The following is a 20,031-nucleotide window of genomic DNA, read 5'->3' as shown; positions in this document are numbered from 1 at the left end:
GAGCGGATGGTTCGCTCGGTTGGTCCCCCGATGGGGAGGCGAAACTCCGTTCGCCGGATTTGGTTCTAGCCCAGCCTGCTCACGGCCTGGGCGACCAAGCCCGGCTTCTCCAGGGTGATCATGTGGCCGGCCTCGGGGATCGAGACCAGTTCGGCGCCCGCGATCCCCTTCTTGAACGCGTGCGCGTAGACGGGCGGGATCAGGCGGTCGCTGTCGCCCCAGATCAGGATGGTCTTCGCCGTGATGCGATAGAGCCGCTGGCGCAGCCCGCGTTCGGGGATCGGGAAGAGGATGCGACCGGCCATGCCGAGCTGGCGGGCGTTGGTGACCAGATAGGTCTGCAGGAAGCCCGGATCGGTCACGTCGCGGCCGGCCGTGAGCATGGCCGCCCCAGCCTCGGCGTCGTGGAACAGCAGCTCGGGCATCTCGAAGGGCAGCGTCGCGAACAGATCCGGGATCGGGTGGTCGTCGTCCCACAGGCCGGCGGGGGCGATCAGCGCCAGGCGCGAGACGTCGTTGGGCGCCGTCGCCGCCATCTCCGCCGCGATCATGCCGCCCATGGAGTGTCCGACCAGGATCGGATCCCTCAGGCCCAGGGCGGCGACCACGTCCCAGCTGTGGAGCGTGAAATCCAGCATGTCGCGGATCTCGGGCGCCTCCTCGCTGTCGCCGTAACCGGGCACGAGCGGGGCGTAGACGGTGTGGGTCTTCGCCAGCTCCGCCAGCAGCGGATCGTCCGCGGTCACGCCGCCGGCGCCGTGCAGGAAGACTAGGGCCGGCCCCGAGCCGCCGGTCAGGTAGCGGACGGGGACGTGGTGGGTCTGGACGGTCTGGAGTTCCATGCGCCGAGCTCCCCTCACTCGGCCGGGATCGGCGCGCGGGCGGGGGCCGCGGGCAGCGAGCCGGCCGTCACCCGCTTCGCCAGCGGTTTGCACCAGAAGCGGTCGTCATCGGCGTAGTCGGGGAAGATGTTGCGCAGCTTGGGCATCACCTTCTCGGCGAACAGCTTGGTCGAGTACATGCACTTGTCCGCCGGCATGTTCCCCACGTGCATCAGGCAGAAGATGTTGCCGACATGGAGGCCCTTGATCATCTCCTCCATCCGCTGGCGCACCGTCTCGGGCGAGCCCGCGATCACGTGGCCCTGCTCGGTCAGCTCTTTCCAGGTCAGGGTCGAATAGCCGCCGGTGGGCGGGGCGTATTGCGAGAGCGCGCCCGACTGGATGGTCTTGATGGTCCGGTAGCCCGGCGCATCGGCGAAGCCCGGATAGACGTGGAGGCAGCGGTTGTAGAAATAGCTGACGTGCTCGCTGTAGAGCCGCTCGGCCTCCTCGTCGGTCTCGGCCACGCAGATCGTCTGGGCGAAGCCGGCCCGGTAGGGGCTCTTGTCAGGCGCGCCGCGTTCCTCCACCCGCTTCCAGTAGCCATTCATCAGCGCCTGAGCCCGGATGTAGCCGCTGAAGCTGAGGTAGGAGTAGCTGTAGGTGTTGTCGATGCAGAAGTCGTAGGTCTCGACCGAGCCGCCGCCGGGAATGTGGATCGGCGGGCGCGGCTGCTGGATCGGCCGCGGCCAGATGTTGACGTGGCGCAGCTTGTTGTAGCGCCCGTTGAAGGCGAACGGGTCGCGCTCGGTCCACGCCTTGATGATCAGGTCGTGGGCCTCCTGGTACTTTTCCCGCGTCAGGCTGGGGATCTGCCCGTAGCAGTAGTTGGTGTCCATCGACGTGCCGACCGGGAAGCCCGCCACCAGCCGTCCGCCCGAAATGCAGTCCAGCATCGCGAACTCCTCGGCCACGCGGACCGGCGGGTTGTAGAGGGCGATGGAGTTGCCCAGCACCACGATGGCCGGGTCGGTCGTGCGGCGCGCCAGGCCCGCGGCGATGATGTTGGGGCTGGGCATGATGCCGTAGCCATTCTGGTGGTGCTCGTTCACGCCGATGCCGTCGAAGCCCAGCGTGCCCGCGTACTCCAGCAGGTCCATGTAGGTGTTGTAGACCTCGTGGCTCTTCGCCGGGTCGAACAGGCGCTGGTCGATGTCGACCCAGACCGAGCGGTTCGTCTCCCGGAAATCGTCCGGGAGATACGGCCATGGCATCAGGTTGAACCAGGTGAACTTCATCGTCGCTTCCTCCCGGCCCTCTCTGACGGAGGGTCTGTGAACGACGATAACCCATCTGGGCCGGGCGCCAAGCGAGGCCGGCTATACGAACGTGTCATTAGAGATTTCCATTGGATGATTGATTTTCGATTGGAATAGACTATGTTGAGAACCGTTCGCAAGAAGGAGTGCGCCGATGCGCCTCGCCGCCAAGACATTCAGCTGGTCGCTGGTTCACATGACCGTCGCCATCGCCGTGGCCTACGCCCTGACACAGAACTGGCGCGCGGCGCTGGCGGTGGGGCTCATCGAGCCCATCTTCCAGACCATCGCCTTCGCGCTGCACGAGCGCGCCTGGGCGGGGCGTGAACCCGTTCCGGTTCGCCTCCACGCCCATCAACACTGACCGATCCGAAAGGGGACAAGACCATGGCCGACAAGTCGCAGAAGAAGGTCGCCGCCGGGCTCTCAAAGCTGCTGGCCGACACCTACGCGGTCTACCTGAAGACCCACGGTTATCACTGGAACGTCCGCGGCCCGAACTTCGGCTCGCTGCACGCGCTGTTCATGACCCAGTACACCGAGATGTGGGCCTCCATCGACCTGATCGCCGAGCGCATCCGCGCCCTGGGCGAGTATGCCCCGCAGGGCTACGGCGCCTTCGCCGACCTTTCGCACGTCAAGGACGGCGACCCGAAGAAGACCGCCGACGAAATGCTGAAGGAGCTGGTCGCCGATCACGCCACCCTGGTGGAGACCGCCAAGGCCGCCCGCGAAGGCGCCGACGACGTCACCGCCTCGCTCATCGACGCCCGCGTCGAAGCCCACGAGAAACACGCCTGGATGCTGCGCGTGTCGATCGGCTAGGTCCGCAGAGTCGCCTTCCGGCTCGACGCGCCGACTGTTGTCGTGCATGGCCAAGCTTCCTCCGCTACGGAGGGACGCCTAGGGGATGGCGAAATGGCGGCGGTTGAGCTGCGCAAGGTCGAAACCGTCTACCAGGGCTACGTGACGCTCTTGCGGGCGACGTTTTCCGCCCCCGATGGCGAGGCCTTCGGGCGCGAGATCGAACACCATGGCCGCGCCGCCTGCGTCCTGCCTTACGATCCGGAGCGGAAGACCGCGCTCTTGATCAACCTGCCCCGCGCGCCGGTGATCTGGGCCGGCGGGCCGCCCGAGTTGCTGGAGGCGCCGGCGGGCATGGTCGAGGACGAGGATCCGGAGGAGACCGCGATCCGCGAGGCGCTGGAGGAGTGCGGGGTGACCCTGCATCGCCTCGAGGCCGTCGGCTCGCCGTTTTCGTGCCCCGGCGTCTCCAGCGAGCGGGTGGACCTGTTCCTGGCGGCCTATTCGGCGGCCGACCGTAAGGGCGCGGGCGGCGGGGCGGCCGGCGAGCACGAGTATGTCAGCGTGGAGGAGGTCCCGCTGGCGCTGCTGTGGACCTGGGTCGAACAGCGCCGCATCGAGGATCTGAAGTCCCTGGCGCTGATCCTGGCGCTGAAGGTCCGGCGGCCCGATCTCTTCGCATGACGGAGCGGTAGCAGCACCCGCAGGTGCTGAGTGCTAAACATTTGTATTCATAGAACTTTCACACAGAATCAGCCTTCCTGTCATCAAGCGCGGCCGGACGTCGCCGGCGGCGCGGTCTTCAGGTCGCGAGGTTGCCGATGAAAGCGTCTCCCGAGTTCCGCAAGCAGATGGAAGGCTACAGCCTGACCACGGCCGAGATCCTCTACCGGATGCCGGACCATCCCGCCCTGCTGCAGAGCTACGTGTGGCAGGACTACGATATCTTCCCCGAGTTTCCGACGCTGCGGAAGTTCCTAGACTTCTGGACGCGGACGCTCGACGGGCCGCTGTTCAAGGTCACCGTGGGACACCGCAAGCTGATCAAGTCGGCCGAGCTGAAGGCGATCGGGGCCGAGTTCAGGCTGAACTAGCCGCGCCCCTCGACAGCCGGCGAATCCGCGTGGACTGATGGCGAGGTGCTCAAGCTCCTCGCCGCCTTATTCGTCGCCGCGCTCGCCGCCGCGGGCTGCAGCAACGCCCCGCAGCGCGCCGCCTGTCCTACCGGGCAGGTCTGCCTGGAGTACGGCAACAATTCAGAGCCGCAGACGCTGGATCCTGCGAAGGCCAACCTCGTCGACGAGGCCTCCATCATCGGCGACCTGATGATGGGATTGACCACCGAGGATATCGACGCCAAGCCGATCCCCGGCGGAGCCACCCACTGGGAGGTGACCCCGGACGGCCTGGTCTGGACCTTCCACCTGCGCGACGCGAAATGGTCGGACGGCGTCCCGGTGACCGCCGAGGACTTCGCCTACGGCTTGCGCCGCGCGCTGGATCCGAAGACGGCGTCGATCTACGGCTACCTGCTCTACGTCCTCAAGGGCGGCCAGGCGGTCAATGAAGGCAAGGCGCCGCTCGACAGCCTGGGCGTTCGCGCGATCGATCCAAGGACCCTGGAGATCACCCTGGAACACCCGGCGCCCTACCTGCCGGAACTGCTCAAGCACCAGTCGTTCTTCCCCGTGCCCAAACATGTGGTGCAGCGGTACGGGGAGGGCTGGGTCCAGCCGGGGCGCTATGTCTCCAACGGGCCGTTCAAGCTGGTGTCCTGGCGCCTCGGCGACCGGATCACCGCGGTGAAGAACCCCTACTTCTGGGATGCGAAGAACGTCTGCCTGGATCGGGTGAACTACTATCCGACGCCCGACGTGGTCAGCGCCGAACGGCGGGTGGCGCGCGGTGAGCTGGACCTCAACACCCGCTTCCAATCGAACCGCTACGAGCGGTTGCAGAAGACGATGCCCGGCGTGGCGCGCACCGACGTGTCGCTGGCGACGGCCTACATGTCGTTCAACGCCGGCGTCCCGGCGTTCCGCGACATCCGGGTGCGCCGGGCGCTGTCGATGACCATCGACCGTGACTTCATCACCCGCAAGCTGCTGCGGGCTGGCCAGCAGCCGGCCTACGCCTTCGTGCCCGCCATCACCGCGAACTACGTCAAGAACGGGCCAACGCTGAGTTGGGCGGCGATGCCGTTCGCCGCCCGCCAGGTCGAGGCGAAGCGGCTGCTGGCCGAAGCGGGCTACACCGCGAAGCGGCCGCTGAAGGTGACCATCACCACGCCCAACAACACCGACACCCTGCTGCTGATGGAGGCGGTGCAGGCCGACTGGCGGTCCATCGGCGTCGAGGTGAAGATCGAGCAGAACGAGACCGGCGTCGCCTTCGCGGCCTACCGAAACCGGACGTTCGAGATCGGCAACATGAGTTGGTTCGGCGACTTCAACGACCCGGTGTCCTTCCTTGGCCTCTTCAAGTCGGACACGGGCGCGCAGAACTACGGCGATTACAAGAATCCCGCCTACGACGCGCTGCTCGCCCAGGCCGACCTGGAACCGGACGCGGCCAAGCGCGCGGCGGTGCTCGCGCGGGCCGAGAAGCTGATCCTAGACGACGAGGCGGTCGCTCCGATCTTCTTCGTGGTGAACCGCAACCTGGTGAGCCCGCGGGTCACGGGCTGGGCGCCCACCGCGCCGAATTTCCATCGGGCGCGGTGGATGTGCCTGCGGCGCTGACCGTTACCGGTACTCGTAGTGGCAACGCTTCTTCTTCGCGTTGCTCTTGGCGATCTGGTGACCGGCCACTGCGCCCACGCCCGCGCCGATCAGGGTGCCCTCGGTCTTGTTGCCGCTGCCCGCGACCACATTACCCAGCACGCCGCCCGAGACGGCGCCGATGACCGTGCCCTTGTTGGCCTTCTTCTTCACGCTCTTGCAGACCAGCACCCGCTTGGCCTCGGCGGCCGTGGGCACGGTGACCAGGGCGGTCCCCGCAGTGGCGAACACGATCGCGGCGATCAGCCGATTGCGCATGGCTTTTATCCTTTCGAGGGTTCGACACGCGGTCCCCTAAACACCCCAAGGCAGCGCTAGGTTTCCGGCGGCCGTGTGGCATGTTGCCCGCCGTCGGGCGGATTCGAGGGGGTCGCGTTGCAGGGGAAGTCGCTCGGAGGGGCCGGTGCGGGCCTCGTGGTGTTCATCTGTTTCCTGATCGCGGCCGTGGAAGGCTACGACATCCAGGCTTTCGGCGTGGCCGCGCCGCGGATGATCCCCGAACTGGGCCTGAACCCCGCGCAGCAGGGCTGGGCCGGCAGCGCGGCGATGATCGGCCTGGTCATCGGCGCTTTCGCCGGCGGCTGGCTGGCCGACCGCTATGGACGCAAGCCCGTGCTGCTGGGCTCGGTGGCGGCATTCGGGGTCTTCTCGCTCGTGACCGCCACGGCCCATACCTACGACGCCCTGCTGTGGGCTCGGCTGGCGACCGGCCTCGGCTTCGGCGGCGCCATGCCCAACCTGATCGCGGTGGCCGTGGAGATCAGCAAGCCCGAGCGGCGGGCGGCGACGGTCTCGGCCATGTTCTGCGGCATGCCCGTCGGCGGGGCCACCTCGGCGCTGATCGCGCGGCTGGCGGGCGACGCGCTGGAGTGGCGGACAATCTTCGTGGCTGGCGGGATCGTTCCCCTGGTGCTGCTGCCGCTCATCTTCCTGCTGCTGCCCGAGACCAAGCCGGCGCATGACCCCGCCGCCGACCGCAACCTCGCCCGCGGCCTGTTCGCCGAGAAGCGGGCGCCGGCGACGGTGCTGATCTGGGCGGCCTTCATGATGACCCTGGTGGTGCTGTACCTCGGCCTTAACTGGCTGCCGACGCTGGTGGTCGACAAGGGCCACCCGCCATCCGAGGGATTCATGGCCGCCATGGTGTTCAACGTGGCCGGCGCGGCGGGTTCGATCCTGGTGGGTGCGGTCGCGGATCGGACAGGGTGGCGATGGTCGCTGGCGATCGCCTACCTGGCCCTGGCCGGCGCCATGGCGGGGCTGGCGGCCGCGGACGCGCCGCTGGCCATCCTGGCCCTGTCGGGCGCGGCGGGGTTCCTCGTCATGGGCGCCCAGTTCTCGCTCTATGCCGTCGCTCCGATGCTCTATCCCGCGCATCTGCGCGCCGCAGGGGCCGGAGCGGCGATCGCCGTGGGGCGGCTAGGCTCGATCGCCGGGCCCCTGATCGGTGGAGAACTGCGCAATGCGGGCGCCACCCCGGGCGAGGTGTTCCTCTCCATGGCTCCGGTCGCACTTGCCGCGGCGGTCATCCTGGTAGCGCTGGGCCGGGTGGCGAAACCGCGGCAAGCGTGAGAATGCGAATGACTCGCATGATCTGCTGATCTATAGGGCGTCCCTCGACACCTGAGGGGGCCTATGCGTACTGCGACTTCCACCATCGCCTTGATCCTTGGCGCGGCGCTTGTGGCGTCGCCGGCGGCCGCGGACGACGGGGACGCCGGCGGTCGGGAGGTCGGGGAAGTCGTGGTCACCGCCGCGCGGACCATCCTGCCGGCCAATGCCCTGCCGCTCACCGTCGACGTCATCGGCCGCAGCGCCTTGGACCAGCAGGTCTCGATCTCGGGCTCGGTCGTCGACGCCGTGGCGGCGCTGACGCCGTCGTTCTCGCCTACGCGGCAGAAGCTGTCGGGCGCCGGCGAGACCCTGCGCGGCCGCTCGCCGCTCTATGCGATCAACGGCATCCCGCAATCGACGCCGCTGCGCGACGGCTCGCGCGACGGCTTCACGATCGACCCGTTCTTCATCGACCGCGTCGAGGTGATCTTCGGCTCGAACGCGCTGCAGGGCATCGGGGGCACGGGCGGCATCGTGAACCAGGTGACCGTCGGCGCGCCGAAGACCGACGGCTTCAGCGGCCGCACGCTGCTTCAGACCCTGGCCGACGACGGCTTCCACGGCGACGGCGCGGGCTACAAGGCCGCCGGCCTGGGCAGCTGGAAGACCGGCGCCTTCGACGCCACCCTGGGCGCCGCCTACGAGACCCGCGGCGCCTACTACGACGGCCACGGCAAGCGCGTTGGCTTCGACGCCGCCCAGGGCGAGACCCAGGACAGCCAGAGCTGGTCTCTCTTCGGGCGCTTCGGCTACGCGGTCAGCGAAACGGCGCGGGTGGACGTGATCCTCAGTCGCTTCCAGCTCGAAGGCGACGGCGACTACGTCAACCTGGCCGGCAACCGCACCACGGGCGTCCCGTCCACCGCGATCCGCGGCGTCCAGCCGGGCACGCCGGCGCGGGGCCGCACCGAGAGCGCCTCGATCTCCTATACCGACACCTCGCTGTGGGGCGGCAACCTGGTGACCCAGGCGTTCTGGAACCGCACCAGGGACCTGTTCGGCGGCGACAGCTCGGCCACCTTCCAGGACGTCCGCATCGCGCCGCTGGGCACGCTGCTGGACCAGTCGGAGAACCGCTCGAAGAAGCTGGGCGCCAAGTTCAGCTACGAGCGGGCCGTCCCGAACCTCGACAACCTGACCGCCACCGTCGGCCTCGACCTTCTGCAGGACCGCACCGAGCAGGCGCTGGTGCGTACGAACCGCGTCTGGGTGCCGCCGACCGAATATCGCTCGATCGCGCCCTTCGTGCAGGCCAACCTGGCCCTGTTCGACAAGAAGCTGCGCATCGCCGGCGGCCTGCGGAACGAGAACGTCCAGATCAAGGTCGACGACTTCACCACCCTGGCCTTCTATGGCTCGCGGGCGGTGGCCGGCGGCTCACCCGAGTTCCACGACACCCTGTTCAACGGCGGCGTCATCTTCGAGCCGATCCCCGGGATAAGGGGCTATGTCAGCTACGCCCAGGGATACACCGTGCCCGACGTGGGCCGGATCACGCGGGCAATCAACGTCAACGGTGTCGACCTCGACGACTATCTCGACATCAGCCCGATCGTCTCCAACAACCGCGAAGTCGGCCTGGAGCTGAAGCGCGGCTGGTTCGACGCCAGCGCCACCTACTTCTGGTCGACCAGCACCAAGGGCCAGCTCCTGGTCCTGGTGGGTACGGTGTTCGAGGTGCAGCGCCAGCGGGTCGAGATCGAAGGCCTGGAGCTGAACGCCACGATCCGTACGCCCGTCGACGGCCTGACCTTCCAGGCGGGCTACGCCGACCTGAAGGGCCGCGCGGACTCGAACAACGACGGCCGCGTCGACATCGACCTGGACGGCGCCAACATCTCACCCGACCGGATCGTCGCGGCGGTGAACTTCAACCGCGGCCCGTGGTCCACGCGGCTGCAGCTGGGCAAGTACCTGTCGCGCAGCTTCGACGGCGCCGACCCACGCAACAGCTTCGAGGGCTACACCCTGGTCGACGGCTCGGCGCGGTACGACTTCGGCCAGCTCGGCGCGGTGTCGCTCTCGGTGCAGAACCTGCTGGACGAGTATTACATCGACTACAACACCGACACGCAGCAGCCGACGAATAACGCCAGGTTCTTCTCGGGCCGCGGCCGCACTTTCACGCTCGGCTGGGACTACCGCTTCTGATGCAGCTCATCGACCTTCTGCATCGCTGGCTGGGAGGCCTGATCGGTCTCCTGCTGGCGGTGTTGGGGCTGAGCGGCGCCATTCTGCTGCACAAGGGCGCCTGGGTGATGCTGCCCCACGCGCACGACGTCCAGGTCCAGAGCACCGCGACGCTGGTCGCGACGGCCGAGAAGATCATGGCGCAGCCGGACCGGCCGCGCAGCATCGTGTTCGCGACCAACGACTTCGGGCTGAACCAGCTCAGCTATTCCCAGGCCGGGACCGGCGCCTACACGAGCCAGGCCGGCGAGCTGGTGACCAAGTGGACCAGCAAGTGGGAGCGGCCTGAGATCTGGCTGTTCGACCTGCACCACCACCTGTTCAGCGGCGAGACGGGCGACACCGTCGCGGGCGTCGCCGGCCTGATCGGCGTGGGCTTCGTGATCACCGGCGCGATCCTGTGGTGGCGGATGCGGCGCGCCTACGAATTCCGGCTGTGGCCGCGCAAGTTCGAGCGCTTCCAGATCCTGCGCCACCACCGCGACCTTGGGATCGTCATGGCGCCCCTGCTGCTCCTGTCAATGATCACCGGGGCGATCATGGTGTTCCGGCCGGTGGCCGATGTTGTGCTGGGTCCGGGCGCGTCGGCCGCGGTCACCGACGCGCTGAAGCCGCCGCCGCCGCGAAAGGCGAAGCTGGCCGACGACCTCGACTTCGGCGCGATGATCGAGACCGCGCGGCGGCTCTATCCGACCGCCGAGGTGCGGATCCTGTCGCTGCCGCGCGGCGGGAACGGGCTGGTCAGCCTGCGCCTGCGCCAGCCTGAGGAATGGCTGCCGAACGGCCGCACGACCCTCTACTTCGCCGCCGACACGGGCGCACTGGTCGAGGCCAGGGACGCCCTGAAGCTGCCCGATCAGGTCCAGGCCTATAACGCCCTTTACCCGCTGCACGCCGGCAAGGTGGGCGGCCTGCCCTACCGGCTGGTGATGACGTTATCGGGCTTGACGCTGACCCTGCTCGGCAGCCTGACCGTCTGGACCTTCTGGTTCCGCCGGAGGCCGAAGCGACGCCGGCGCGACCCGCTCCCGGCGACCTAGCCTCGCGCCGGGATCGTCAGGCCGCGCTGCACGGCCGGGCGGGCCAGCCCCCGGTCGAGCCACGCGGGGACGTTCCGCAGGGTATCGAACTGCACGAGGTCCCGCGCCTCGTAGAACCCGATCAGGTTGCGCACCCAGCCCAGCAGGGCGACGTCGGCGATGGTGTAGTCGTCGCCCATGATCCAGGTGCGGCCGGCAAGGCGCGTGTCCAGCACCGCCAGCAACCGCCGGCTCTCGGCGACGTAGCGCTGGAGGGGCCGCTTGTCCTCGTACTCGCGGCCCGCGAACTTGTTGAAGAAGCCGAGTTGGCCGAACATCGGGCCCACGCCGCCGATCTGCCAGTGCACCCACTCCAGCGTCTCGTAGCGGGTCGCCGGGTCGGCGGAGAGCAGCTTGCCAGTCTTCTCGGCGAGGTACTGCAGGATGGCGCCGGACTCGAACAGCGCCAGCGGCTTTCCGCCAGGCCCGTCGGGATCCAGGATGGCCGGGATCTTGCCGTTGGGGTTCAGCGAGAGGAACTCCGGCGTCTTCTGGTCGTCCTTGCCGAAGTCGACCAAGTGCGGCTCGTAGGCCAGCTCGATCTCCTCCAGCATGATCGACACCTTCACCCCGTTGGGCGTCGGCAGCGAATAGAGCTGCAGGCGGTCGGGATACTGCGCCGGCCAGCGCCGGGTGATCGGGAAGGTCGACAGGTCGGTCATCCAGGAGGCTCCGCTGTAGGGAGCCCCCCAGATGGGAAGTCGTGGCTTAGGCCGCCAGACACCGGCGGCGCGAACGCAGGGCGGCGCCCGCGCCGCCGAAGCCCAACAGCATCAGCGCCCACGCCGAGGGCTCAGGCACGTTGGCGATCTGAGTGAGGCCGCTGCGCGGGACGACCTGCGAGTTCGTCGCGAAGGCGCCGGCCGCCGCCGTCTCCTTCGGTCCGCCGAAGTCCCAGCAGGCCGTCGTCTGGACGCAGTAGCTCTGGCGGAAGGCGCTGACGAAGGCGGCGTAGTTCGTACCCGCGGCGCCGAAGTCGAAGTAGAGGCCGCTGGCGGCCGCCTTGAAGGCCGAGCCCACGATGGACAGCTTGGCGCCGTCGTCGGCGGCGCCGAACTCCGCGGTCTCGCCGTTGTTCGCGATCCGCATGGACCAGTCGAGGATGTTGTCGCCCGTCAGCGCGCCCAGCGTGTCGTCGGTGACGATCGTGAAGTCGACGGTGGCGGTCCCGACGGTGCGGTTGCCGAAATAGGTCGCCGCGTCGGCCGAGGCCACCGTGGCGAGCGAGGCCGCGAGGCCGATGAGAAGCGCGCGCATGCTGAAAATCTCCTGACTGTCTCAAGCACTCGCAGCCAGCGGTAGGGGCGCGAGGCGACAGTCGGGTGACGCTCAGGAGTCCGTTGCGCGAAGTTCGGAGACGATAGCGCGCGAAGGGGGCCTCAGGGTTGAGACCGATCCCAGCCGTTCGCCCGGCGCGCGATTTTCAGAAATCCCCTTCGGGTCGAAGGGTGGCGGAGAGGGTGGGATTCGAACCCACGATACGCTTTCACGTACGCCGCATTTCGAGTGCGGTACATTCAACCACTCTGCCACCTCTCCAGAGCCGGCGCGGGCCGCCCCGAAGAGGGCCCGCTGAGCGAGCGCGCGTTCTACTCATCTCGCCGGTGTCACGCAACTGCGATCTGACGACGCGATCTCAGCGCGGCCAGAGCACCATCTGCGTGCAGCGAAACACCGCTATGGTCTTGCCTGTCGTCGCGTTGACCGCCTCCGCGTCCCAGACCTGGGTCATGCGGCCGCCGTGGACCAGGCGGGCCTCGCAGGCGACCTCTTCGCCCTCCTTTGCGGTGCCCAGGTAGTTCGTCTTGATCTCGATGGTCGTGAAGCCGCTGGCCCCTTCCGGCAGGGAGGCGACGCAGGCGTAGCCGCACGCGCTGTCGACCAGGGCCACCACCGAGGCGGCGTGCATGAAGCCGTTGGGCGCCATGTGCTTGCGGGCCACGGTGAAGCGACCGCGCGCGCGGCCATTGGCGACTTCATCCCATTCGATGCCCAATTCGCCGGGCAGGGTGCCCTTCTGGCGCTCGGCGAAGGCGGCGGCCTGATTGCCTTCCAACATGGTGATCTCCTCTCAAGGTCAGGCGTCAGGTGGGGTGCTGACGTCGCGACAGCCAAGTGCGGAGAGTGAACCGACCCCGCTTGCCTGCCGTGGCGCGAGCCGCGAAAGTTGCGCCACAAGGCTCGCGGGCGATGCATCCGGGGCGAGACACCCAAGGATAGAGGGGCCGGGAGCACGCCATGACCGACGAGATGATCTCCTTCGGGGCCAAGCTGGCGCAGAACGCCGCGCTGAAGGGCGGCCAGCCGGCGGTCAGCTGCGCGGGCGAGACCCTCACCTATGCGGAGCTACACCGGCGCTCGAACCGGGTGGCGCGCGGGCTTGCGGCCAAGGGGGTGAAGCAGGGCGACCTGGTCACCCTGGGCCTGCAGAACAGCGTGGGCTTCGTGGTGGCGGCGCACGCCATCTGGAAACTGGGGGCGACGCCGCAGCCGATCTCCTTCCGCCTGCCCAAGGCCGAGCTGCAGGCCATCGTCGAGCTGGCCGACGCGCCCCTGGTGATCGCCACCTTCGAGCACCAGATCGACCGCCCGGTTGTGACCGTGGAGGATCTCGCGGCGCTCTCGGACGACGAGAGCGAGCTGCCCGACGCGATCCCGCCGATCTCCAAGGCGCCGACCAGCGGCGGCTCGACCGGCCGGCCGAAGCTGATCCTGGCGGGGCAGCCCGGCGTGACGCCGAAGGAGACGCCCGAGGTGGGCGGCTTCCGCATCCGCCCGGTGGACACCCTGCTGATCCCGGCGCCGCTGTATCACAACGCGCCCTTCGGCATGATGATGTCCGCGACCGCCCTGGGCGCCCATGTGGTGCTCATGTCGCGTTTCGAGCCGGAGCAGACGCTGGCGGAGATCCAGGCGCGCAAGGCGACATGGGTCTATCTGGTGCCCACGATGATGAACCGCATCTGGCACCTGCCGGGCGAGGTGAAGAACCGCTACGACCTCTCCAGCGTGGAGACGCTCTGGCACATGGCCGCGCCCTGTCCGGACTGGCTGAAGGAGGCCTTCATCCATTGGATCGCGCCTGGGGAGGTGATGGAGCTGTATGCGGGAACGGAAGCGCAGGCCGTCACCATCATCACCGGGAGCGAATGGCTGACGCATCGCGGCTCGGTGGGCCAGGTGTCGATCGGCGAGATGAAGGTGTTCGGCGAGGACGGGGCCGAATTGCCGCCCGGCGAGGTGGGCGAGATCTACATGCGTCGCCCACCCGGCGCGCCCGAGACCTACAGGTATGTCGGCGCCACGCCCAAGACGCTGCCCGGCGGCTGGGAAAGCCTCGGCGACCTCGGACGGTTCGACGAGGAGGGCTACCTCTACCTCGCCGACCGGCGCACCGACATGATCCTGGTGGGCGGTTCCAACGTCTATCCCGCCGAGATCGAAGCCGCGCTGCAGGAGCATCCGGCCGTGGAATCCTGCGCGGTCATCGGCCTGCCCGACGACGACCTGGGCGCCCGGATCCACGCGATCGTCAACGCCAAGGGCGACGTCTCGGCCGACGAGCTCGGAACGCACGTGAAGGACCGGCTGGTCACCTACAAGCAGCCGCGCAGCTACGAGTTCGTCGATGAGCCCGTGCGCGACGACGCCGGGAAGGTGCGTCGCACCGCCCTCCGCGACGCCCGCATCGCCGCCGCGAAGCAGCCGGCCTAGGCCCCGAAGATCCAGCCGGCCGTGAGCGTGCTCATCTGCACGCCGACCAGGATCATCTGGCCGCCGCCGGTCATGCTGATGACCGTGTCGGCGCCCGACTGGGCGACCGTGTACTGCGTGCCTGGATCGAGCTGCACCCGATCTCCCTGGGCGAGGCTGAAGTCCAGCACCCGATCGATCCCGGCGTCGCCGAAGGTATGGAAGCTGTCGGCGCCCAGCCCGCCCGTGACCGTGTCGTCGCCCTTGTCGCCCGAGACGTAGTCGTCCCCGGCGCCGCCGAAGATCACGTCGTCGTCCTGACCGCCGCGCACGATGTCGTTCCCGTCGCCGCCCTCGCAGGTGTCGGCGCCGATGTTGCCGTAGACGAGGTTCTGGCCGGCCGAACCCACCAGGCTGTCGTTGTCCTTGCCGCCGACCACCCAGTCGTCGCCGCCGCCGGAGACGCAGGTGTCATTGCCCATGTTGCCGTTGATGTCGTCGAAGCCGGTTCCGCCGACGATCCGGTCGTTCCCCTCGTCACCGCGCAGATAGTTCGTGCCCGCGCCGCCGAAGATCACGTCGTCGCCGGCCGCGCCCGCGATGGTGTCGTTGTCGGCGTCGCCCAGCAGGCCTTCGGTCGCCGCGGTCCCGATCTGGTTCGTCCCCGCGTCGACGGCGAGATCGATGCGCATCTGCTCAGAGCCATCGAACAGGCCCCGCCAGGCGATGAAGTCCACCCGCCCGTCGCCGTTGAAGTCGCCGGGCGTGATCTGGTCGAAGCCGTTGCCGGGCAGCACGTTCGGGAGCTGCACGAAGTTGCCGAGACCGTCCGCCAGATAGAACGGTGTCGACGAGCCGTTCGAGAGCACGAGGTCGGTAAGCCCGTCGCCGTTGACGTCCGTCAGATGGACCCGCCGGCTCCAGGCGCCGCCCTGGATGGACGCCGGCAAGCGGCTGGCCGTCTCGTCGGTGAAGCCGCCCTGGCCGTTGTTGACCAACAGCTGGATCTGGCGCGTAGGGTCGCCCGAGCCGAAGACCGAATAGCTCAGCACCAGGTCGGGCCGCCCATCGCCGTTGACGTCCAGCGCCTGGATGTCGACCGCATCGGCGTTGCCGGCTCCGGCCGGCATGGCGGTCGCTGAAAGGGTGAAAGCGCCCTGGCCGTTGTTCAGAAGCAGCTGGGCCGGACTGTTGAGGCTGGAGCCCAGGAACAGGTCCTTGTCGCCGTCGCCGTCCGCGTCGAGGAAGGCCTCGCTCCAGTGGTTGGGCTTGTTCCCGGTGGTCAGGACCGACGGAAGCGCCGTGTCGCTGCGCGTGAAGCCGCCCGCGCCGTTGTTGATCAGGAAATAGGGCGTGGTCACCGCCTGGCCGCCACCGCCGTTGCCGACGAAGATGTCCAGGTCACCATCCCGGTCGATGTCGGCGGCCTCGGCCGAATGCGTATAGTCGGAGAGCTGCGGCAGCTGGCCGGTGGCGTTGGTGAGTCCGCTCGCCCCGGAGGACAGGATCAGCCCGTTCTGGGCGCCCGGGAACGGGTTGGCGTCGTACCCGTGGTCACCGAGGAATGCATCCAGGCGGCCGTCGCGATTGAAATCGGCGACGATGGTCTCGCGGGCATGGACGGTCGTCGGCGCGCCGCTACCGAACGCCTGGGCCGTCACATCCGTGAAGCCCGAGCCATTCCCGGCGAGCAGCCGGACCGGCGTTCCACGTGTCTCCAGCGGGAAGAGGAAGTAGCTGAGGACCACGTCCAGCTTTCCGTCGCCCGTGAAGTCGCCGACCCCCACCTCGTGGACGAAGGCGGTCTCGAAGCCAGCGCGCAGCGGGACCGAGAAGGTCTGAGAATTGAAGTACGTCGGCACCGCCGTCCCCATGTGCTGCGCGCCGCCCGACGAGAGCGGCGCGGCCTTGCGTCAGGCCCCGAAGATCCAGCCCGTGGTGAGCGTGCTCATCTGCACGCCGACCAGGATCATCTGGCCGCCGCCGGTCATGTCGATGACGGTGTCGGAGCCCACTTGGCTGACGGTGTACTGGGTGCCGGGGTCGAGCTGGACCCGATCGCCCTGCGCCAGGCTGAAATCCAGCACCCGGTCGACGCCGGCGTCGCCGAAGGTGTGGAAGATGTCGGCGCCCAATCCCCCGGTGACGGTGTCGGCGCCCTTGTCGCCCGACACGTAGTCGTCCCCGGCGCCGCCGAAGATCGCGTCGTTGTCCTGGCCACCGCGGACGATGTCGTTCCCGTCGCCGCCCTCGCAGGTATCGTTCCCCAGGTTGCCATAGACCAGGTTCTGGCCCGCGCTGCCCACCAGGCTGTCGTTGTCGCGGCCACCGACCACCCAGTCGTCGCCCCCGCCCGAGACACAGGTGTCGTTGCCCATGTTCCCGTTGATGTCGTCGAAGCCAGCTCCGCCGACGATGCTGTCGTCACCCTCGTCGCCGCGCAGATAGTTCGTCCCGTCACCACCGGTGATGGTGTCGTTGCCCGCGTAGCCTCGCAGGTTATCGGCGGCGGCCGAGCCGCGGATCGTGTCGGCGGCGCCCAGGATCGTGCTGCGCGCGGCTTCATTGTCGTTGGTGTTGACCCAGTTCACGAAGGTGGTGACCGGAACGGAAAACCCGGAGACCTCGAACACCACATTGCCCTGGAAGCTTTCCTTCCAGGCCGTGACCGTTCCCCCCGAGAGCTCGTTGCCGGCATAGGTGAACTGGCCCTGGAATTCCTCCAGCCAGTCGCCGTCCTTCAGGGTGAAGCCGGTGGCCGTGGCGACGGTGGGCGTCCCCTCCAGCAGGTCGTCGATCTTGAGCGTGTCGACACTGATGCCGGCGGCGCCGGCGACGAGCAAAGCCATGACGAAAAGCCCCCATACGCAAACTTCGTCGGGAAGCTATGGAGACCCGCCGCTGGCGGCCTCCCCAATCTGGGGGAGGCGACGCGCTATTTTTTCGCGATAGTTAACAATAACTTACTCGTCACCCGAGGGGATGCCGGGGCGAGTCTGGAGGAGGGACGCCAGTTGCGACTGACGCGAGCGGCCGGTCTTGGCGAACACGGACTTCACATGGGTGCGGATCGTGCTTTCGGCCACGCCGAGGTCGGCGGCGCAGTCGGCCACGGTGGCGCCATCGATGAGCCGCAGGGCGACTTGGGCCTCCTGGCCGCTGAGCCCCCAGGCGTCGCGCAGCTGCCGCACCCGCTGGCCCTCCGCCTGGGCCAGCGCGGTCTGCATGGACTGGACGAGGGCCCTCAGCCCGGGGTTGCCCGCCTCCAGCGCCGCCTTCAGACGCGGCAGGACGCTGGGATAGAGACGGCTGTAGGCTTCGGCCTGCCGCAGCAAACGGTGGTCTAGGGCCTCGTCGTCGCTCATGGTTCCGTCGGTTGCGTTCGAGTCGGTGTGAGCATGAGTCTAGCGGGAAGCGTGGGCGGGGCCAGGGTCGGTCGCGCCGAGGTGGTGGAGATGGACCGGCCGGCCGCGCCGCTGAAAGCATGGCTGCGGACCTTCGCCAACCGGACCATGCAGCGGATTGTCAACGCCTCCATGCGGGCCTGCCTCCGCGCCGAGGCGGCCGGTCCCGCGGCCCTCGCCCGCTACACCGCGGGGCAGCGACGCCTCCACATGCGGTTCGACGCGCCTGTCCTGGCGCGGGTGGAGGCCGAGGCGATCCGCCAGGCGGGACCCGGCGCGGGCCTCGCGCCCCCGCCCTCCCCCGCGGAGTGGTTCGCGCCCCGCGCCGCCGAGCCGCAGGGGTTCGTCTTCTACGTTCACGGCGGCTCGTTCATCGCCGAGCGATCGCCCCGCATCACCCAACTCGTCGCGCGTTTCGCGGCCGCGGCCCAGGCCCGCGTGTTCGCCCCCAGCTACCGCCTGGCGCCCGAGCATCCCTGCCCAGCGGCGGTGGACGACATCCTGGCGGCTTGGAGCTGGTTCAAGGAAACCTGGCCGGAAGAGCCGGTCGTGGCGCTGGCGGAATCCGCGGGCGCGGCGATCCTGCTCTCGGCGCTGCAGCAGGCTCGCGCGCGGGGCCTGGCGATGCCCGACGGCGTGGTGCTGCTCTCGCCCTGGGTGGACCTGTCGCTGCAGAGCTGGTCGGTGACCGCCGCCTCGCTGCTGGGGACGACGCCTTACACCATGGAGAGCCTGGCCCTGGTGGCGCGGTTCTACCTCGACGGCCGCTCGGCCACCGACCCGCTCGCCTCGCCGCTGTTCGGCGGGTTCGAGGGCTTCCCACCGATCCTGATCCACGCGAGCCGGGGCGACATCCTCTACGACGACGCCGTGCGGCTGGCCGATGCGGTGCGCGACGCCGGAGGCGACCTCACCGTCAGGCTGTGGTCCGACGAGACCCACGTCTGGGAGCGCATGGGGACTCCCAAGGCTCGGCAATCGATCGAACTGGCGGCGGACTTCATCCGCCGGCGGCTGGATGCGGGCGCGCCGCACCTGAACTGACGCCGAGCCTGACCCTACGGACGATTGCTGCGGCGCCGCGAGACGGCTAAGCCCGTACCCCTTATTCAAGACGCTCTCCGGGAGATCGCATGAGCATCAAGGGCAAGGCCTACCTGATGGGGGCCTATGAGCACCCCACCCGCGACGCCCCGGACAAGACCACAGCCCAGTTGCACGCCGAGTGCGCCAAGGGGGCGCTGGAGGACGCGGGGCTCGGGTTCGACGACGTCGACGCCTATTTCTGCGCCGGCGACGCGCCGGGGTTCGGGGCCATGTCGATGATCGACTACATGGGCCTGAAGAACGTCCGCCACATGGACACGACGGAGACGGGCGGCTCGTCCTACATCCTGCACGTCGGCCACGCGGCCCAGGCGATCGCGGCGGGCAAGTGCCAGGTGGCGCTGATCACCTTGGCCGGCCGGCCTCGCAACGGCGGCAACCGGCCGGGCGCCAGCATGGCCGGCGGCGCGCGGGGCCCGGGCCTGAGTGATGGCCCACCCGAGGCCGGCTTCGAGAGCATCTACGGCGGCTCGACCCACAACACCTACGGCATGTGCGCCATGCGCCACATGTACGAGTACGGCACCACCTCGGAGCAGCTGGCCTGGATCAAGGTGGCGGCCAGCCACCATGCCCAGTGGAACGAGCACGCCTTCCTCAAGAACGTGGTCACGGTCGAGGAGGTGGTGAACAGCCGCATGATCTCGGACCCGCTGCACCTCCTGGACTGCTGCGTGGTGACGGACGGCGGCGGCGCCCTCATCGTCACGTCGCCTGAGGTGGCGAAGTCGCTGAAGCGGCCCAAGGTACGCGTGCTCGGCGCGGGCGAGGCGCCCAAGGCGCAGCAGGGCGGCAAGCTGGACCTGACCTATTCCGGCGCGGTCTGGTCGGGCCCGCGGGCGTTCGAGGAGGCGGGCGTGACGCCGGCCGACATCAAGTACGCCTCGATCTACGACAGCTTCACCATCACCGTGCTGATGCAGCTCGAGGACCTGGGCTTCTGCAAGAAGGGTGAGGGCGGCAGGTTCGTCGCCGACGGCGGCCTGATCTCGGGCGTCGGCAAGCTGCCGTTCAACACCGACGGCGGCGGGCTCTGCAACAACCACCCCACCAACCGCGGCGGCATCACCAAGGTGATCGAGGCGGTGCGCCAGCTGCGCGGCGAGGCGCATCCGAAGGTCCAGGTGGCCAACTGCGACCTGGCCCTGGCCCACGGCACCGGCGGCTCGCTGGGCATCCGCCACGGCGCGGCCACGCTGATCATGGAACGGGAGGGCTGA

The 20,031-nt window shown here is 68.6% G+C and carries 20 protein-coding genes and 1 tRNA gene; 11 read left to right on the top strand and 10 right to left on the bottom strand.

The features are described from left to right. Positions 1-65: 65 nt before the first annotated feature. Positions 66-842 carry an alpha/beta fold hydrolase gene (locus tag ACODSY_RS03815; RefSeq protein ID WP_488950325.1) on the bottom strand — a complete coding sequence of 259 codons (777 nt, stop codon included), beginning with the start codon at positions 840-842 and terminating at the stop codon, positions 66-68. 14 nt (positions 843-856) lie between these two features. Further along, on the bottom strand, positions 857-2,119 hold the full coding sequence (locus ACODSY_RS03810; protein WP_488950324.1) for an LLM class flavin-dependent oxidoreductase: 1,263 nt from the start codon (positions 2,117-2,119) through the stop codon (positions 857-859). A 175-nt stretch (positions 2,120-2,294) separates the two neighbouring features. On the opposite strand from ACODSY_RS03810, the gene ACODSY_RS03805 reads away from it, so the two are divergent. The 5 genes from ACODSY_RS03805 (at position 2,295) to ACODSY_RS03785 (ending at position 5,685) form a co-directional block, all read left to right on the top strand. Beyond that, entirely contained in the window at positions 2,295-2,504 is a 210-nt protein-coding gene (locus ACODSY_RS03805; RefSeq protein WP_488950323.1) for a DUF2061 domain-containing protein, read from the top strand. 23 nt (positions 2,505-2,527) lie between these two features. Continuing rightward, positions 2,528-2,965, top strand: a complete 438-nt coding sequence (locus ACODSY_RS03800) for a Dps family protein (protein WP_488950322.1) — start codon at positions 2,528-2,530, stop codon at positions 2,963-2,965. A gap of 93 nt (positions 2,966-3,058) precedes the next feature. Continuing rightward, positions 3,059-3,628, top strand: a complete 570-nt coding sequence (locus ACODSY_RS03795; RefSeq protein ID WP_488950321.1) for an NUDIX domain-containing protein — start codon at positions 3,059-3,061, stop codon at positions 3,626-3,628. A 137-nt stretch (positions 3,629-3,765) separates the two neighbouring features. Then, the gene (locus tag ACODSY_RS03790) at positions 3,766-4,038 is read left to right on the top strand and encodes an usg protein (protein ID WP_488950320.1); all 273 of its coding nucleotides are present in this window, start codon (positions 3,766-3,768) and stop codon (positions 4,036-4,038) included. A gap of 45 nt (positions 4,039-4,083) precedes the next feature. Further along, complete coding sequence (locus tag ACODSY_RS03785; protein WP_488950319.1) at positions 4,084-5,685, top strand: peptide ABC transporter substrate-binding protein; 1,602 nt, start codon at positions 4,084-4,086, stop codon at positions 5,683-5,685. Positions 5,686-5,688: 3 nt separating this feature from the next. Here the strand turns inward: ACODSY_RS03785 and ACODSY_RS03780 are convergent, their stop codons facing one another. Beyond that, positions 5,689-5,982, bottom strand: a complete 294-nt coding sequence (locus tag ACODSY_RS03780; RefSeq protein ID WP_488950318.1) for a glycine zipper 2TM domain-containing protein — start codon at positions 5,980-5,982, stop codon at positions 5,689-5,691. Positions 5,983-6,099: 117 nt separating this feature from the next. On the opposite strand from ACODSY_RS03780, the gene ACODSY_RS03775 reads away from it, so the two are divergent. The 3 genes from ACODSY_RS03775 (at position 6,100) to ACODSY_RS03765 (ending at position 10,568) form a co-directional block, all read left to right on the top strand. Next, positions 6,100-7,296 carry an MFS transporter gene (locus tag ACODSY_RS03775; RefSeq protein WP_488950317.1) on the top strand — a complete coding sequence of 399 codons (1,197 nt, stop codon included), beginning with the start codon at positions 6,100-6,102 and terminating at the stop codon, positions 7,294-7,296. 63 nt (positions 7,297-7,359) lie between these two features. Beyond that, positions 7,360-9,489 carry a TonB-dependent receptor gene (locus ACODSY_RS03770; RefSeq protein ID WP_488950316.1) on the top strand — a complete coding sequence of 710 codons (2,130 nt, stop codon included), beginning with the start codon at positions 7,360-7,362 and terminating at the stop codon, positions 9,487-9,489. After that, entirely contained in the window at positions 9,489-10,568 is a 1,080-nt protein-coding gene (locus ACODSY_RS03765) for a PepSY-associated TM helix domain-containing protein (protein WP_488950315.1), read from the top strand. Before ACODSY_RS03770 ends, ACODSY_RS03765 begins: the two co-directional genes overlap by 1 nt. Here the strand turns inward: ACODSY_RS03765 and ACODSY_RS03760 are convergent. The 4 genes from ACODSY_RS03760 to ACODSY_RS03745 form a co-directional block, all read right to left on the bottom strand. Continuing rightward, on the bottom strand, positions 10,565-11,269 hold the full coding sequence (locus ACODSY_RS03760) for a glutathione S-transferase N-terminal domain-containing protein (protein ID WP_488950314.1): 705 nt from the start codon (positions 11,267-11,269) through the stop codon (positions 10,565-10,567). The genes ACODSY_RS03765 and ACODSY_RS03760 overlap by 4 nt on opposite strands. 46 nt (positions 11,270-11,315) lie before the next feature. Beyond that, positions 11,316-11,864, bottom strand: a complete 549-nt coding sequence (locus ACODSY_RS03755; protein WP_488950313.1) for a PEPxxWA-CTERM sorting domain-containing protein — start codon at positions 11,862-11,864, stop codon at positions 11,316-11,318. A gap of 192 nt (positions 11,865-12,056) precedes the next feature. Further along, positions 12,057-12,146 (bottom strand) — tRNA-Ser (locus ACODSY_RS03750). Between the two features lie 97 nt (positions 12,147-12,243). Next, positions 12,244-12,666: a PaaI family thioesterase gene (locus ACODSY_RS03745; RefSeq protein ID WP_488950312.1), complete on the bottom strand. Its 423-nt coding sequence runs from the start codon at positions 12,664-12,666 to the stop codon at positions 12,244-12,246. Positions 12,667-12,845: 179 nt separating this feature from the next. On the opposite strand from ACODSY_RS03745, the gene ACODSY_RS03740 reads away from it, so the two are divergent. Next, a complete protein-coding gene (locus ACODSY_RS03740) occupies positions 12,846-14,321 on the top strand; it encodes an AMP-binding protein (RefSeq protein WP_488950311.1) in 1,476 nt (491 codons plus the stop codon). Here ACODSY_RS03740 and ACODSY_RS03735 read toward each other — a convergent pair. The 3 genes from ACODSY_RS03735 to ACODSY_RS03725 all read right to left on the bottom strand — a co-directional run bounded on the left by ACODSY_RS03735 (position 14,318) and on the right by ACODSY_RS03725 (position 17,665). Next, positions 14,318-16,162: an FG-GAP-like repeat-containing protein gene (locus tag ACODSY_RS03735; RefSeq protein WP_488950310.1), complete on the bottom strand. Its 1,845-nt coding sequence runs from the start codon at positions 16,160-16,162 to the stop codon at positions 14,318-14,320. The two genes, ACODSY_RS03740 and ACODSY_RS03735, sit on opposite strands and share 4 nt — an antisense overlap. 51 nt (positions 16,163-16,213) lie before the next feature. Further along, positions 16,214-17,149: a calcium-binding protein gene (locus tag ACODSY_RS03730; RefSeq protein WP_488950309.1), complete on the bottom strand. Its 936-nt coding sequence runs from the start codon at positions 17,147-17,149 to the stop codon at positions 16,214-16,216. A 114-nt stretch (positions 17,150-17,263) separates the two neighbouring features. Continuing rightward, positions 17,264-17,665 carry a helix-turn-helix transcriptional regulator gene (locus ACODSY_RS03725; protein WP_488950308.1) on the bottom strand — a complete coding sequence of 134 codons (402 nt, stop codon included), beginning with the start codon at positions 17,663-17,665 and terminating at the stop codon, positions 17,264-17,266. A 33-nt stretch (positions 17,666-17,698) separates the two neighbouring features. Here ACODSY_RS03725 and ACODSY_RS03720 point away from each other — a divergent pair, with 33 nt between their 5' ends. Then, positions 17,699-18,748 carry an alpha/beta hydrolase fold domain-containing protein gene (locus tag ACODSY_RS03720; protein ID WP_488950307.1) on the top strand — a complete coding sequence of 350 codons (1,050 nt, stop codon included), beginning with the start codon at positions 17,699-17,701 and terminating at the stop codon, positions 18,746-18,748. A gap of 89 nt (positions 18,749-18,837) precedes the next feature. Then, a complete protein-coding gene (locus tag ACODSY_RS03715) occupies positions 18,838-20,031 on the top strand; it encodes a thiolase domain-containing protein (RefSeq protein WP_488950306.1) in 1,194 nt (397 codons plus the stop codon).

The organism is Phenylobacterium sp. FG114 (assembly GCF_057809855.1).
The sequence above is the reverse complement of the archived record's forward strand: the minus strand, read 5'-3'. Positions and strand labels throughout refer to the sequence as shown.

Excerpts from the sequence above, each read along its gene's own strand:
- ACODSY_RS03815 (WP_488950325.1), bottom strand. The coding sequence starts at position 842 with ATGGAACTCCAGACCGTCCAGACCCACCACGTCCCCGTCCGCTACCTG.
- ACODSY_RS03810 (WP_488950324.1), bottom strand. The coding sequence starts at position 2,119 with ATGAAGTTCACCTGGTTCAACCTGATGCCATGGCCGTATCTCCCGGAC.
- ACODSY_RS03805 (WP_488950323.1), top strand. The coding sequence starts at position 2,295 with ATGCGCCTCGCCGCCAAGACATTCAGCTGGTCGCTGGTTCACATGACC.
- ACODSY_RS03800 (WP_488950322.1), top strand. The coding sequence starts at position 2,528 with ATGGCCGACAAGTCGCAGAAGAAGGTCGCCGCCGGGCTCTCAAAGCTG.
- ACODSY_RS03795 (WP_488950321.1), top strand. The coding sequence starts at position 3,059 with ATGGCGGCGGTTGAGCTGCGCAAGGTCGAAACCGTCTACCAGGGCTAC.
- ACODSY_RS03790 (WP_488950320.1), top strand. The coding sequence starts at position 3,766 with ATGAAAGCGTCTCCCGAGTTCCGCAAGCAGATGGAAGGCTACAGCCTG.
- ACODSY_RS03780 (WP_488950318.1), bottom strand. The coding sequence starts at position 5,982 with ATGCGCAATCGGCTGATCGCCGCGATCGTGTTCGCCACTGCGGGGACC.
- ACODSY_RS03770 (WP_488950316.1), top strand. The coding sequence starts at position 7,360 with ATGCGTACTGCGACTTCCACCATCGCCTTGATCCTTGGCGCGGCGCTT.
- ACODSY_RS03765 (WP_488950315.1), top strand. The coding sequence starts at position 9,489 with ATGCAGCTCATCGACCTTCTGCATCGCTGGCTGGGAGGCCTGATCGGT.
- ACODSY_RS03760 (WP_488950314.1), bottom strand. The coding sequence starts at position 11,269 with ATGACCGACCTGTCGACCTTCCCGATCACCCGGCGCTGGCCGGCGCAG.
- ACODSY_RS03755 (WP_488950313.1), bottom strand. The coding sequence starts at position 11,864 with ATGCGCGCGCTTCTCATCGGCCTCGCGGCCTCGCTCGCCACGGTGGCC.
- ACODSY_RS03745 (WP_488950312.1), bottom strand. The coding sequence starts at position 12,666 with ATGTTGGAAGGCAATCAGGCCGCCGCCTTCGCCGAGCGCCAGAAGGGC.
- ACODSY_RS03740 (WP_488950311.1), top strand. The coding sequence starts at position 12,846 with ATGACCGACGAGATGATCTCCTTCGGGGCCAAGCTGGCGCAGAACGCC.
- ACODSY_RS03730 (WP_488950309.1), bottom strand. The coding sequence starts at position 17,149 with ATGGCTTTGCTCGTCGCCGGCGCCGCCGGCATCAGTGTCGACACGCTC.
- ACODSY_RS03725 (WP_488950308.1), bottom strand. The coding sequence starts at position 17,665 with ATGAGCGACGACGAGGCCCTAGACCACCGTTTGCTGCGGCAGGCCGAA.
- ACODSY_RS03720 (WP_488950307.1), top strand. The coding sequence starts at position 17,699 with ATGAGTCTAGCGGGAAGCGTGGGCGGGGCCAGGGTCGGTCGCGCCGAG.
- ACODSY_RS03715 (WP_488950306.1), top strand. The coding sequence starts at position 18,838 with ATGAGCATCAAGGGCAAGGCCTACCTGATGGGGGCCTATGAGCACCCC.